At 46.5% G+C, this 12,656-nt stretch carries 11 protein-coding genes; 3 read left to right on the top strand and 8 right to left on the bottom strand.

Going from position 1 to position 12,656, the window contains the following annotated elements; all coding sequences use genetic code 11:
- Positions 1–129 precede the first annotated feature (129 nt).
- The 3 genes from ACW5W8_RS08460 to ACW5W8_RS08450 all read right to left on the bottom strand — a co-directional run bounded on the left by ACW5W8_RS08460 (position 130) and on the right by ACW5W8_RS08450 (position 1,912).
- Positions 130–735 (bottom strand): glucose-6-phosphate isomerase family protein, encoded by a 606-nt coding sequence (locus ACW5W8_RS08460; protein WP_498627326.1) that lies wholly within the window; start codon positions 733–735, stop codon positions 130–132.
- A 155-nt stretch (positions 736–890) separates the two neighbouring features.
- Positions 891–1,577: a GntR family transcriptional regulator gene (locus ACW5W8_RS08455; RefSeq protein WP_498627325.1), complete on the bottom strand. Its 687-nt coding sequence runs from the start codon at positions 1,575–1,577 to the stop codon at positions 891–893.
- Complete coding sequence (locus ACW5W8_RS08450; protein ID WP_498627324.1) at positions 1,574–1,912, bottom strand: NIPSNAP family protein; 339 nt, start codon at positions 1,910–1,912, stop codon at positions 1,574–1,576. The genes ACW5W8_RS08455 and ACW5W8_RS08450 overlap by 4 nt, the downstream gene beginning before the upstream one ends.
- Before the next feature lie 127 nt (positions 1,913–2,039).
- Between ACW5W8_RS08450 and ACW5W8_RS08445 the strand changes: the two genes are divergently transcribed.
- From ACW5W8_RS08445 to ACW5W8_RS08435, 3 genes are all read left to right on the top strand, one after another.
- Entirely contained in the window at positions 2,040–3,014 is a 975-nt protein-coding gene (locus ACW5W8_RS08445) for a TAXI family TRAP transporter solute-binding subunit (protein ID WP_498627322.1), read from the top strand.
- 31 nt (positions 3,015–3,045) lie between these two features.
- On the top strand, positions 3,046–4,929 hold the full coding sequence (locus tag ACW5W8_RS08440; RefSeq protein WP_498627320.1) for a TRAP transporter permease: 1,884 nt from the start codon (positions 3,046–3,048) through the stop codon (positions 4,927–4,929).
- Between the two features lie 140 nt (positions 4,930–5,069).
- The gene (locus ACW5W8_RS08435) at positions 5,070–6,065 is read left to right on the top strand and encodes a polysaccharide deacetylase family protein (protein WP_498627318.1); all 996 of its coding nucleotides are present in this window, start codon (positions 5,070–5,072) and stop codon (positions 6,063–6,065) included.
- A 1,064-nt stretch (positions 6,066–7,129) separates the two neighbouring features.
- Here ACW5W8_RS08435 and ACW5W8_RS08430 read toward each other — a convergent pair.
- The 5 genes from ACW5W8_RS08430 to ACW5W8_RS08410 form a co-directional block, all read right to left on the bottom strand.
- On the bottom strand, positions 7,130–8,020 hold the full coding sequence (locus ACW5W8_RS08430; protein ID WP_498627317.1) for a DMT family transporter: 891 nt from the start codon (positions 8,018–8,020) through the stop codon (positions 7,130–7,132).
- The gene (locus ACW5W8_RS08425; RefSeq protein ID WP_075115278.1) at positions 8,013–8,702 is read right to left on the bottom strand and encodes a 2OG-Fe(II) oxygenase family protein; all 690 of its coding nucleotides are present in this window, start codon (positions 8,700–8,702) and stop codon (positions 8,013–8,015) included. Before ACW5W8_RS08425 ends, ACW5W8_RS08430 begins: the two co-directional genes overlap by 8 nt.
- Complete coding sequence (locus ACW5W8_RS08420) at positions 8,692–9,819, bottom strand: ThiF family adenylyltransferase (RefSeq protein ID WP_075115279.1); 1,128 nt, start codon at positions 9,817–9,819, stop codon at positions 8,692–8,694. Before ACW5W8_RS08420 ends, ACW5W8_RS08425 begins: the two co-directional genes overlap by 11 nt.
- 60 nt (positions 9,820–9,879) lie before the next feature.
- Positions 9,880–9,972, bottom strand: coding sequence for a pantocin A family RiPP (locus ACW5W8_RS08415; protein ID WP_075115280.1), 93 nt, complete (start codon positions 9,970–9,972; stop codon positions 9,880–9,882).
- A gap of 511 nt (positions 9,973–10,483) precedes the next feature.
- A complete protein-coding gene (locus ACW5W8_RS08410) occupies positions 10,484–11,965 on the bottom strand; it encodes an ATP-binding protein (protein ID WP_075115281.1) in 1,482 nt (493 codons plus the stop codon).
- Between the last annotated feature and the right edge of the window lie 691 nt (positions 11,966–12,656).

Below are 12,656 nucleotides of genomic sequence, written 5' to 3'. Positions count from 1 at the left end.
ACTGCTGCTCGAACGGATTGCCGGCAATGACGAACCGGCCAAGAGCATCATCTTGCCCCCCTCCCTGGTGGTGCGCCAATCCTGCGGCAGCCGCTAACGGGGTCGCTCACGACCCCAGCTGGCTGATGGTTAAGTGATTGAAGCGCTCACCTCGCTGCTCATCACACTGCTCACTACACTGCTCACAATACAAGGCTCCCCCTCCTTCCCTGCGACCACCCGCAGGCCAAACCCCCGCTCTGCCATCAGCCGGTAATCATGACCGGCAATGGCAGGCCAGACCGCCAGCGCAGAGAGCCGGGTCTCGCCGGTATTGATCAACCGGTGGGCCACGTGACCCGGGATATGGTGCACACTGCCGGGGAAAACCTGCTCAAGCCGACAGACGCCAGCCATATCCTGCAACAGCAGCAAGCCGGTCCCGCACAACCCGAAGTAGTACTCCGCCTGCTCGGCCCGGGCATGGATATGACCACGGGTCATAAAAAACTCGCTCCCTATCCTGCCAGCCTCAAGATGGGTGACGCCCATGTTGAGATCCCCCTCCACACCACTGCTGGGCAACATCGCCACGCGATAGAGCACAGTTTGCGGATCAACCTCCGCTTCAGCCGACGGATCGGCAAACAAGCCATGCAGATCAGCCAACCTTGTACTCTTCTCCACCAGTTCGGCACCGGACAAACGGCCAGTCGCAAAATCCACCATGGGCGGGATCATCAGCTTCATCATCATCTACTCCTCAGTGACGCTTTATCAGATGGCGCATCTGCGCCTCGTCAGAACAAGCTAAAAGGTTAATCCATTAACCACAAGCCTCATCACTGATGCCCCATCACAATTCGGACCACCAGATCGCCGAGGGACTGGTGCCGAGGAGTCTGGTGTCGCTAGATGGAGTGCTCGAGCATTCTTGCTAGGGTGTGCTCTCTATGCTGTTGAAACAGGATGCGTAACACGGCCCCATCTCTGGCCAGCAGGGCATCGATCATTTGATAGTGCTCGTGATTAGATACCACCATGGCACCAGAACAGGTGAGGCTCATGGCAACATGGGAGGCCACCTCTCCCATCATGTTGCGATAGAGTTTCATCAATCGGCTGTTATTGGAGGCTTCCAGCAACACGTTGTGAAACCGCTGGTTTAGCTTGGCAAAGGTGCCGCTATCATGAGGGCTAATGGCCTGATCCATGGCCGCAGCCAAGGCACTCAAATTATCGGCGACAATCTGTAGTTGTTCTGGCGCCTGGGCTACCAGCATATCGGCCAAGCCATCGTCCAGAATTTTTCTGACGATAAATACCTCTTGGATATCCTCCTGAGACAGGAGGCGCACAAACCAGCCACAATTTTTTTGCTGATTGACCAGCCCTTGCCCCTCCAAGGTGCGCAGCGCCTCACGAATGGGTCCACGACTGACATTAAAACGCTGGGCAAGGGCAATCTCGGTCAAATGGCTGCCTCCTTTGAGGAGGCCTCCGATGATATCCGCCTCGATATGATCCCTGATGATGGTCGCCATACTGCTCTCACGCAGGGCGGTAAGTAGATCGTCCGGTTTATTAGTTACGCTCATTCAGCGTCGTCACCTTGCTGGTCATATAACAGACAAAAATCCTGGGCCAACAGTATACGGTTCTTTTGATTGACCTGTAGCGAATTTGCCTCGCGATAGCGGATCCAGGCTGGGTCGGCCTCCATCTTGGCGCGTCGCAGGGCCCTGTCAGCTAAAGAGTCATATCGGCGAAGTTGAATAACTAGGTTCAGGTCCCCTATTTCGGAGACGAAATAGCCTATGGGCCGCCCCAAATGGCGAGTTTGCACTTCATAGCCCAGTTGGCGGTAGCGTTCTAAATACTCTTTCATTCGTCCCGCCTGAATCTCATAGATTCGCTCTTCGTAGATTGCCATCACTCCTCCATCACAAACGATTAACATCGGTGTTTACAAAATAGACGCCCTAACGTATACAACAAATGCAGATTGTAGACAATCTACAATAGAAGAGGGCAACCAAGTGAACAATCAAGGATTCAATATGCAGATTGGAACAAGTTATCTGAGTGTCATCAAGGGGTTGGCAATGGCATCCGTGCTGATGACGACAGCCATAGCCGAGGCGCAAACCAAGTTGGCCGTCGGCACAACGGCATCGTCATCCAACCAATATGGTTACTATGTGGCGGTGGCTCAGGCCCTCAAAGAGGCCGGTATCGATATGCAAGTCGTGGAAACTGGAGCATCGCTCGACAACTTGCGCCGACTCGCTCGCAACCAAATTGACCTGGGCTTGGTTACAACCAACATCGCTAGCCTCTCAGCGCGGCGCGATCCCTCTATCCCCAGCCCCCAGCACCTTGAGACCCGCATGCTCTGGATCTATGCCGAGCTGCCACAAAACGTCATCGTGCACGCTGACTCCGGGATCACCTCGCTTTCTGACTTGAACGGCAAAAAGTTCAATCCAGGGATTCGAGGATCGGCTACCGAAAGTACCGCCGAGCGCGTGCTTGAGGCGCTCAATATCAAGCCCGACTATGTCAGGGGCACAACAGGCGACATGGTCGATGCCATCAAGGACAACCGGATTGTCGGCTATGTGAAAGGCGGCGTAGGCAACAAGGTCGATGGCTCCACACTGGATCTGGCCTCCTTTACCCCGATCCGGATACTGGGACTGAGTGACGAACAAAAACAGATCATCAAAACCAAAATCAAAGATGTGGGTGTCATGGATATACCCGCTGGCGCCGCCGAGGGGGTTTCCCCCTACAGCGCTTGGTCAATCGGTTATGCCACCGTAGTCCGACCCGACTTTGATGAGGAGACCGCCTACAAGATTGCCAAAGCCGTCTTCGAAGATACGAGCTATCAAGCCGGCGTGATGCCGCTTATCAAAGAGTACGACATGCGCCAGTTGACCATCGATGCCTCGACAATCCCCCTGCACCCTGGGGTGATCCGCTATCTCGTGGAGAAAGGCTACGAGATCCCGCAGCATCTGCGTCCCTGATCCCCGCTTTCATGACCAGTGAGTGACACCTATGACACGATTAATGAAACTTGAAAGGCTCAGAGGCGGATTGAGCACGGGGCTCAGCGTCACGGCAGTATTGCTGGTGATGCTAACTTCCCTGTTTGGTCAGTTCACCAACTTGATTCAACGGCCACTTTTTTTGCTGCTGATCATAGTGCTGGGGTATGCCCTGTTTCCCTCAAAAGAGCACCCAAGTAAGGTCCGGGGCGCGGTTGATATAGGGCTGGCCATCCTGTGCGGCCTTGCCTGCTTAGCCGTGATTGTTCGGTCAGATGAAATCATCACCTCTCTGCCTGAGGCCAACGTAACGGATACCATCTCATTAGCGGCCATTATACTGGCATTGCTGGTGCTGATGGTCCGTATCGTGGGGTGGGCATTCCCTATCATGATAGTGCTGTCTCTCATCTACTCCCTTTACGGCAACCTGGTCCCCGGCGCCTTGGGCCATCGCGGGCTCGACACTGCCTTCATGGTCGAGAGCCTCTATCTTGGCGATCTGGGACTATGGGGCATGCTGACCGGGGTTGCCGCCACGACCATAGCCCCCTTCGTATTGTTTGGGGCCATGGTGCTCTGTACGGGGGGCGGACAAGCCTTTATGGAATTTGCCATGCGGATCAGTGGCCGCTCCCCCGGAGGGGCGGCCAAAATGGCCACCATCGCCTCCAGCCTGTTTGGCATGATAAGCGGCAGCGCCGTGGCAAACGTCGCGACAACGGGCAACCTCACCATCCCTTTGATGAATCGACTTGGCTATCCGCCCCGGCTAGCCGGAGGGGTGGAAGCTGTTGCCTCGACCGGAGGACAATTAGCTCCCCCGATCATGGGTGCAGCCGCATTCGTCATGGCAGAGCTAGTCGGAGTTGGCTATCAGACCATAGCGCTCGCCGCGCTGATCCCGGCCATTCTGTTTTATGCCTCCCTTTTTATCATCATCCACATAGTGGCCGAACGCTGGAAACTGCCACTGGTCCCTAAAGAGGAGATGCCCTCTTGGTCATCAACCCTGGATCCCAAAAGGTTAATGCCTTTGCTGGGGGGCTTGATCGTCCTTATCGGGGCCATCTTCAACGGTCGCTCTATCTCCTTTTCCGCCACTCTGGGTACTGTCGTGATTCTGGCTCTGTTTCTTGGGTTAAATGTGCGCAGTCAACAAGATGCCAAAGTCTGTATGGGCAAGATAATGGAGGGGGTTCGCGATGCGGGTAACAGCTTTGTGACAATTACCATCTTGCTAGCAGGCGCCCAGATTTTGGTCACTGTCATCAACCTGACCGGGTTTGGTGTCAATCTCTCTTCGAGCATAGTGTCGCAATTTTCCAGCATGCCATTACTGGCTCCCGTGGTCGTTGCCCTGGCTTGCCTGATATTGGGCATGGGCGTACCAACCACGGCAGCCTATATCCTGGTAGCCTCCATTCTTGCTCCGGCCATGATCCGTATTGGCTTTGAGCCGCTGGCCACCCACCTGTTTGTCCTTTATTACGCTGCCCTTTCCGCCATCACACCGCCCGTGTGTGTGGCAGCCTTTGTAGCCGCCGGCATTGCCAAGACCTCGTGGTTCAGCATTGCCAAAGAGGCGATGCGGCTCAGTTCCATCATCTATCTGATCCCCTTTGCTTTCCTGTTTATGCCCGGATTATTGGCGCAGGGTGGATGGGAAAACATTACCGATAGTGTCGCTCGTGCATCTATTGCAACCTTTGCCATTGCGGCACTGGCAAGCGGAGGGGCACTGCTTCTTTGGCACCGACTAGGCGTCCTTGTATATGGTGCTATTGCTATTCTTGCCTTGTATCCAGCCATAGAGACATTGATAGCATCATTGATATTGGCGATCGGCGCTGAAGCAATCCGACGTCATAAAAAATCGACCTTACTCTCTTAGAAACAGTCAATGCACAGAGGTTTTCCTATTAATAACCTCAGTAGGAAGAAACTTATTTACACTCTCGAAAATAACGTCAGAAAGGATCGCTTCTTGATCTGGACTGCCTATATTAAAACAGCATAAATAGGAGATGAGATATGAATCAACGTCGACGTTTTTTAAAGGCTAGTAGCGTCTTGGTTGCTGGAGTGGGATTAGGCCAGGCGGCCTTAGCAATAGATATGACGGAATCGTCACCAGACAAAAATACAACTCACGCCTCAGAAGGAAATACAATGAATAGACAATTTTGGCCTAACGGTGAACGGCTTATTATATCAATTTCCATGCAATTTGAAGCCGGCGCTCAAGACAAGAATGCAGAAGGTCCTTTTCCACCCATGGAACCGGGCTACCCAGATACCATCACGCCCACTTGGTATGACTATGGGATGAATGAAGGCGTACCCCGCTTGCTGCGTTTGTGGCGAAAACATGGTGTTCAGGTGACCTCACACATGGTGGGGCGCGCTGCAGAGTTAAATCCGCGCCTTGCCAAACAAGTAGCAGATGAAGGGCATGAAATCTCCGGCCATGGCCAGACCTGGACGCCACAATTTAGCATGTCACCAATAGAAGAGCGCTCATCTTATATTGAGAGCATTAAAACATTGGAACGAATTACGGGGCAGCGCCCCATTGGGTTCAATGCCTTTTGGATGCGTCACAGTAAAGACACTCTGAAGATACTACAAGAACTTGGCTTTATTTATCATATCGATGACCTGTCACGAGATGAGCCATCCATTATCCAAGTGGAAGGAAAGCCCTTTGTCGTCGTTCCTTATACGTTACGTAACAATGATATTGTTCGGTTAGGGGGCGGTAATAGTGCCATCACGGCTGCTGATTTCTTGCAAGAGCTGAAAGATGAGTTCGATTTACTCTATGTGGAAGGCGTATCCCAGCGACGCATGATGTCTATCAGCTTGCATGATCGCATTGGTGGCATACCGGGAGTTGTCAACGTGTTAGACAAATTCATTCAATATGCCAAAAGCCACTCCGGAGTCAGCTTTATGCGCAAAGATGAAATAGCCAAATGGGCTTTAGTGCAAACAGATACCCCAACCAATCCACCACGGACATTCTAAATAAAAAGAGTGCTGAACGATTAACAACAGAAATATACCAAGTGAAGATGCTATATCCGTGATTTAAGACATCGGCCTTAAACTGATGTCTTTTTATTTTCCATATTCAAAAAAATTTATTCATGACTAGGCCAATCTATTCAATCCCCTTTCATAGCGGTGATTATAAAGCCTCAAGGACCCACAATTACTCATAAACCTCTTCTCGATGCTCTCACCGCGCCATCATAATGTCCGTTGATGAAAACTGGCACGTCACCCTTCCCAATACTGACCTTTGTACAACCAGGACTGAGACCTCTTAGTTAAAATAGCACTGGTGTGCAAAGACTGTTTGCAATTATCGCGACATAACCTACACCCCGTATCGACATCGAACTCAGGTATCGCAAATCATAACCACGACAACCAACCACACCATACCAAATCTGATTTATGCGCAGTGGGGCTTGCCCCATACCGTTACATCACACTTTGGAGCTCTATTCATTCCGGATCATCATCGCCTTTACTTTCTGTCAACGAAGGGCTTCACCTAATACCTTGGAGGGCTTTTCAATACAATCTCCACCTAAGCTCATTTACATAGAAAGCTACTGGACGATCTAGCCCCCCTTAAAAATTAGCTTTATCTGCGACAGTGTTGGCCAAGATCGATTTCATTCTGGCGCAGTTCATGCCCTCGAATAGCTTCACCTTTTTCAGCAATAGACTCCAATTTGTTCAAAACAGAATCTAGCATAAAATCTAACGTTGTATGTGTTTTGGCTCGTCTAAACCGGATTAACCAGTCAAGCTTTGTCATTTATAGATCACCTATATGAAATATAAGGGGGGATTCATTGGTATAATATATAAAGTCATTTTGAAAAAGATACAAGTTGACAACCTAGAATGCCTGCTATCTACACCTATTCATAGAGAGCATGTAGTCTTTCAGATACAGCCTAGCTTGGGAGGTCTATACCTGGAAGGACTGAACACCCTCCCCTCCTTCGCGAACAACTAGCGCCACGAACCACCGAGCGCGCTCGACTACGCCGATAATTTATGAAGATATCTTTTTATCTGTTATTTTTCAAGTAAGGTCTTAAAACATTCACCAATATTGCGCTACTTAAAATCAAGACAAAACCAAGAGTCTGCTTGACTGTAAGAACCTCATTCATAAACAAAGAGGCTATGATCACACTTATTATTGGCGATAGTAACGTAGCATAACTGGTAGACTCAGCACTTTCATGCTGTATTAGATAAAACCATATGTAATAAACCAATGCATTTCCAATAACACCCAAATACAGAACACTGAATAAAACTTGAGTATTACCAAACACATTGATAATCGGTTGTAATAACGACCCACTCTGCAAAAATGGATAGCATAAAGACACTAGAACAGTTGATATCAGAATTTGCCAAAATAGCTTGGCTTTAAAAGGCACCAGCGTAATCACCTTTTGTGAGACGACAGCACCTATTGCCCAAGATATAGCACTAAAAATGATAACCACCTCCCCTATTCCTATATTCACCTCCTTTAGGGTAAAGACTATTCCAGTAAAACATAGTGCTAATGAAGCCATCGATAGAAAGTTAATTCTTCTGGCGATACCCATCAAAATGATAGATGTGAAACAAGGCATCGTATAAACAAGAATAGTCGCATTCGTAACAGAGGTGTAGTACAAGGCCACACTATTAAGCATTGGAACAACAAAAATATTAGGGACTGCGATTATGGTTAGCTTTATTATTTCATTAAAACTAATGCTCTTTACGCTCCCTAATATTTCTTTTTTAAAAAGAATAAACATAACGCAACAAGAAACTATCGACCCTGCCATTCTAAATGCATATGGCCCTATAATATCAACCGCAACTTTTGATACAGGGAAAGATGCACCCCATATTAAGGCCATTAGCAACATTAACCATATAGAGCGTTTAGCCATTTATTTTAGCCTTCCCATATCGTGCAATTATAGACATTCTTTTATCTTTAGAATTTGCTGCGACCATAGACACAAAATGAGGCACTTGCATTTCAGATACATCAAAAATAAACATTTCACCAAATTTAGGCGTCAACGTTTCGATAACATTTTTACGACTCTCATCAAGGATATGTGTTAATCCACCAAAATTTGGATCCCAATTTTTGGTAATATTTATCGCAATACCTATATTTTCCCCACGGTCAGTATGTGTGTTTAAAAAACACCCCCTGTCAAATCTATTAATATAGAAGACGTCGATATCACCGATATTTCTACCTGTAACATTTTCAATAAGGTTTTTAAAGATATCAGAGTTGCAAAAAGCATATGCTTTTTTTGACGCCTCAGATATTACAAAATCTTCAATACCTTCATTTAATAATCTTCTAAAGAAAAAACTAAATTCATTTTTACAAAAACCATTAAAGCATTTTGAGTAAATCCGATCTATTTTATGCTGCGCCGTAGTAAATGGCAGGTCTTTTTGTTCATGAGCATACTTATAGATATAAGTCCAAGACTCCTCACTTTCAGAATTAGCAGCGTTAAAAATATCATTTAACTCTGCTTTAAATTGACATGATATGTTGGTGGTTAGATATCCTACCTTATTAAAGGATATATCATTAATTTTCATTAGAAATGTTCTCTTCACGTGTTTTAAAATTTTGCAATGAGAGAATGAATTTCTTCCCAACAAGATGAGCCTTATCATAACCTGTAATGACTTTCACTACTTGATCCGTGACTATGCCGGCCATAATCGATAAGGAAGGTGCACTTTGCCATGCATTGACCCTTCGCTCCCCATCCATGAATGAGTGTTTTAGGCGAGCCTCCTGGAATTTTCTAATTTCTATGTCAGTATCGTAATATTTATCTTTCACTTCATTTTCAACATCATTAAAACTTTTCTGAACACCATTATTGAGATATATTGGCCCAACAGAAATTTCCATTGGATCCCCTCCCAACTCTATAATTGGAATGTATTTTTCTTTAGCTATACTATGAATAATTTCTTCAATTGTGTCCTTACGGTAGTAACCAAGAGCTGCCCATGCAAGGATAATAAAAGTACTATCCCCAACGATTTGTTCTAACCGGTTACGGTCTGATGATGCAAACTCAAAGAAGGTCTCAATATGTACATTCTCATTGTAAGCAAAAATGGCTTCTTTAGCGGCATCGACTTTATTTTTACCGATATCATCGGTACGATAAAGTACTTGCCTATTGATGTTGGACAACTCAACATCATCACCATCCACTAATCGTAAGGTGCCGATACCAGACATAGCAAGCTGAAGAGCGCACCATGTGCCCCACCCTCCCAAGCCGAAAATAGTCACTCGACTTTGCTTGAGTCGCTCTTGATAGATAAATGGGTGTTGGTTATCGGCATCAATTAATGAGAACTGTAGAATTTGGCGGTTATATCGTTCGATTTCCTCACCTGAAAGGATTTTTGAAAAAAATGAGTTATCCTGAAGCAGTTTTCTCTCAGCGAGACCAACAATTAGCCTTTCAAGACAATCACTTTGTATCTCAACCCCCTCGCTAAGCAACTCCTTTAAAATTCGTGGAACCGTTCTTTTCCCATCCATTTTCTCAAGTGCAGGTAAAACCCATGCAGGTGGGTCACTTATGATCTGAGATACACTAGGAATTTCCCCAATACAGATATCACCATCATCAGCAAGAATGACATGATGCGATTCTTTAATGAGCGGCTTAACATTCGAAAAAGACATTTTCATCTCCCCAAAAATAAGGCTGCATCTAAATAAGATGCAGCCTGTATCAGGATGCTATCATTTAAGAATAACAATCTGACCTTTGGTATACATTGCATTTTCTTCTGTGATTGCTGAAATTCGACGAGACAGGGTAGAGAAGTTAATCATTGTGATATCCTCACTTTCAGTTGTACAGTAACCTCTTTTTTGTATCGATACACAGTCACTAGACAGCATTAACCATTCAAATGTCAACTGCCCAAGAAAAAAAGAAACATAATAAACATTTCAACCGTTAAAAGAAGAGTTACCTACTACCATCACCAATAAAAATCAGCTCACAATGCCAATTAAAATGACATTTATAGGTATCATGCGCTGTCTATTCATAATATGAATGGTATTAACTTAAGTATATATAGACAGAGTCCATATTAGAGCAGTAATTCAGTTAATATAAATACTCATTAATACAATAGAATACGCTATCACAGCCTGCTGGATCTCCACGCCAAAAGGACGAAATCCTGTGGGAGTTTCGGTACCACATGTCGGGTGCATACCACCACCATACCTTTTGCGTATCTCCATCAGGTAAACGTTGGGCTACGCTGTCGAAGCCCAACCTATCTGAGCCGGGAGTCATCAAACAGAAAGAAATGGGATTAGCAAAGCTCCATCACTTTGAAGAGGTCCTGAATAAACTAGCCCAAAACCCAGCCTTCTTGGCCGGTACTTTGGCGCGGTCAGTTGATTGTGGTAATTTGGCACCCACATGACTAGTACACAGCGCTTTAGATGCAATCATACCAAGTAGCGAAGTTAACTCTTGCTCAAAGCCGATAGTGACGTCAGTTGCACCGCTTCTAGCATGACCGAGCTCGTGTAGCAGTACGGCTGCGTAACGTTCAACTGAAATAAGTTCGCTGCGTTTAACTATAATTTCCGAACCATTCCACAACCCTAGGGCTTCAGAGAAACTCCCCGTCTCAGGTCGCATTGTCTCTGAGATTTTCACTTCCTGAACCCTCAGCGGAAGTCCTCCGACTAGATCGGCAATCCTGCTAGTCATGTCGAAAATCAGCCTTTCGTCTTGGGTAAGCTGTTTGGGGGTGACGAAACGGAACTCGAAGCAGTCGTTCCATTTAGAAATAAAATTGCCCAAATCCTGAATAGCATTGCCATCGGTATCTATCTGTCCCGACAATTTCTCTTTGACGGTGCTGGGGATCGTGATGATTTGTCGTCCTTTCGCTCGTGCCTCCTCGACGAAACGTGGAGCATTCATGATTTCCTCGTCCGTTAGGAACAAAACATGCCCCGAAGCATTCGTAATCTTCGAAGCATGTACAGAAACGTCCGTCCACTTCATCTCGTCGTGCAGCGTTCCACTTCCGAAGTTACTTAGGTCTTCAACGAGAGCCTTGGCGACGGCTTCTGACGATGATGCTAGCAGGATCGACTTCACACGATCAGAATAGGCAGATCTCCCAACGTTCGTTCTCTCTCGATTGAGAGCCTTCTTTATTGGGGCGGTCAGTGACGTGATGTTGTAGGAAAATAGAAAATTATCTTCTTCAGCCACACGAATGCCGTTGATGTAGATATAGGAGGTATTTCCTGTATTTTGCAGAACTTCCCCGTATTGGTTTTTTTCAAGCATCTCCTCGCCAGAGAACCGCAGGAACAACTGCTTTGCCTTCTCAATATCTTCGTCTGAGCAGTTTTTAAGGGTGAATTCAGTCCCGATAAATTCCGGTTCGGAGGGTTCAGAGATGCAGGCATGCAGGGTTATGACATCGGAAAAATCGTGCTTTTCAGTGCGGTCAAAGGTGACATCACAGAACTTAGAGCGGATACAAGTTTCGATGCCTAAACGATCGAATGTAGCTAAAGCGTCTTTAAGACCGACACCGAACTTTCCAATGAGACTAGGATGTACAAGCTTTTCCTGATTCTCGTTCATTGTAAAGTGCTCGTGTCTTAGGCCACGTCCGAAGTCTCTGATACGCCATTGGCTATCACTGTCACGGACAATGATAATGTCCCCCGTGCTCGTCAAAATCTGCTCATCGAGTGCATTGGCAATAATTTCCCGAATCGCATGATGTGCATCCCAGTTTTCAAGCATCCGGTCAATATTCAAGTCAAATTTTTTCATTGCTACATTCACTCCGCCTCAATTTCATGCCCCCACACACTTGCGTAGACTTAGGAAAATCCTTGTTGATGCACTTATTTACAGCCAGGATGGACTATCAAACAGAGATAAGATATCTCTATATGAACCTCATCATTTACATTACACTTGAACTCCCCATGAATGACAATGCACAATCCCCTACTCTGATCGTTCTACTAGCAGAATGTCGTATTTTGTTGCTGGTTTTACTTGCTTTGGTGGTCCAATGAGTTCGCGTACAACGTTGGTGACCTTAACCATCAACATCTTCATAGAATGCTTATCGTCTACGACACACTTCTCCTGCTTGCACTCAGCAGTGATCCGGGGATGGGTGATTAACTTGCGAATGAGCCGACTTGCAACAGCTAAAGAAGCATTGAACTGATCACACAACTGCAAGCTGATTATGAACTGTCTCTGCTACTGCGCCCAGACTGCGGCTTTTTCAAAGAGTTCTTCTGTTGACATCCTGATCCTCCGAAAACCCCTTGAGCATACCCAATCGAACACCTTTAGAGATATAACATCTCATCCCCTACCACGCACAGCCCTATCCAATAGCTTTTGCATCACGAAATCAGACCCAACGCTTAAGAATTAATCTCTGGCAAAACGAACTTTCAAATGATTGTATGGAGGGATAAAGGTTATCTCCCGATCCTTTCTG

This window comes from Aeromonas aquatilis (assembly GCF_054052405.1).
This window is presented reverse-complemented; position numbering and strand designations above follow the sequence as displayed.

Coding starts and splice junctions, on each gene's coding strand:
- ACW5W8_RS08460 (WP_498627326.1), bottom strand. CDS start 735: ATGATGATGAAGCTGATGATCCCGCCCATGGTGGATTTTGCGACTGGC.
- ACW5W8_RS08455 (WP_498627325.1), bottom strand. CDS start 1,577: ATGAGCGTAACTAATAAACCGGACGATCTACTTACCGCCCTGCGTGAG.
- ACW5W8_RS08450 (WP_498627324.1), bottom strand. CDS start 1,912: ATGGCAATCTACGAAGAGCGAATCTATGAGATTCAGGCGGGACGAATG.
- ACW5W8_RS08445 (WP_498627322.1), top strand. CDS start 2,040: ATGCAGATTGGAACAAGTTATCTGAGTGTCATCAAGGGGTTGGCAATG.
- ACW5W8_RS08440 (WP_498627320.1), top strand. CDS start 3,046: ATGACACGATTAATGAAACTTGAAAGGCTCAGAGGCGGATTGAGCACG.
- ACW5W8_RS08435 (WP_498627318.1), top strand. CDS start 5,070: ATGAATCAACGTCGACGTTTTTTAAAGGCTAGTAGCGTCTTGGTTGCT.
- ACW5W8_RS08430 (WP_498627317.1), bottom strand. CDS start 8,020: ATGGCTAAACGCTCTATATGGTTAATGTTGCTAATGGCCTTAATATGG.
- ACW5W8_RS08425 (WP_075115278.1), bottom strand. CDS start 8,702: ATGAAAATTAATGATATATCCTTTAATAAGGTAGGATATCTAACCACC.
- ACW5W8_RS08420 (WP_075115279.1), bottom strand. CDS start 9,819: ATGTCTTTTTCGAATGTTAAGCCGCTCATTAAAGAATCGCATCATGTC.
- ACW5W8_RS08415 (WP_075115280.1), bottom strand. CDS start 9,972: ATGATTAACTTCTCTACCCTGTCTCGTCGAATTTCAGCAATCACAGAA.
- ACW5W8_RS08410 (WP_075115281.1), bottom strand. CDS start 11,965: ATGAAAAAATTTGACTTGAATATTGACCGGATGCTTGAAAACTGGGAT.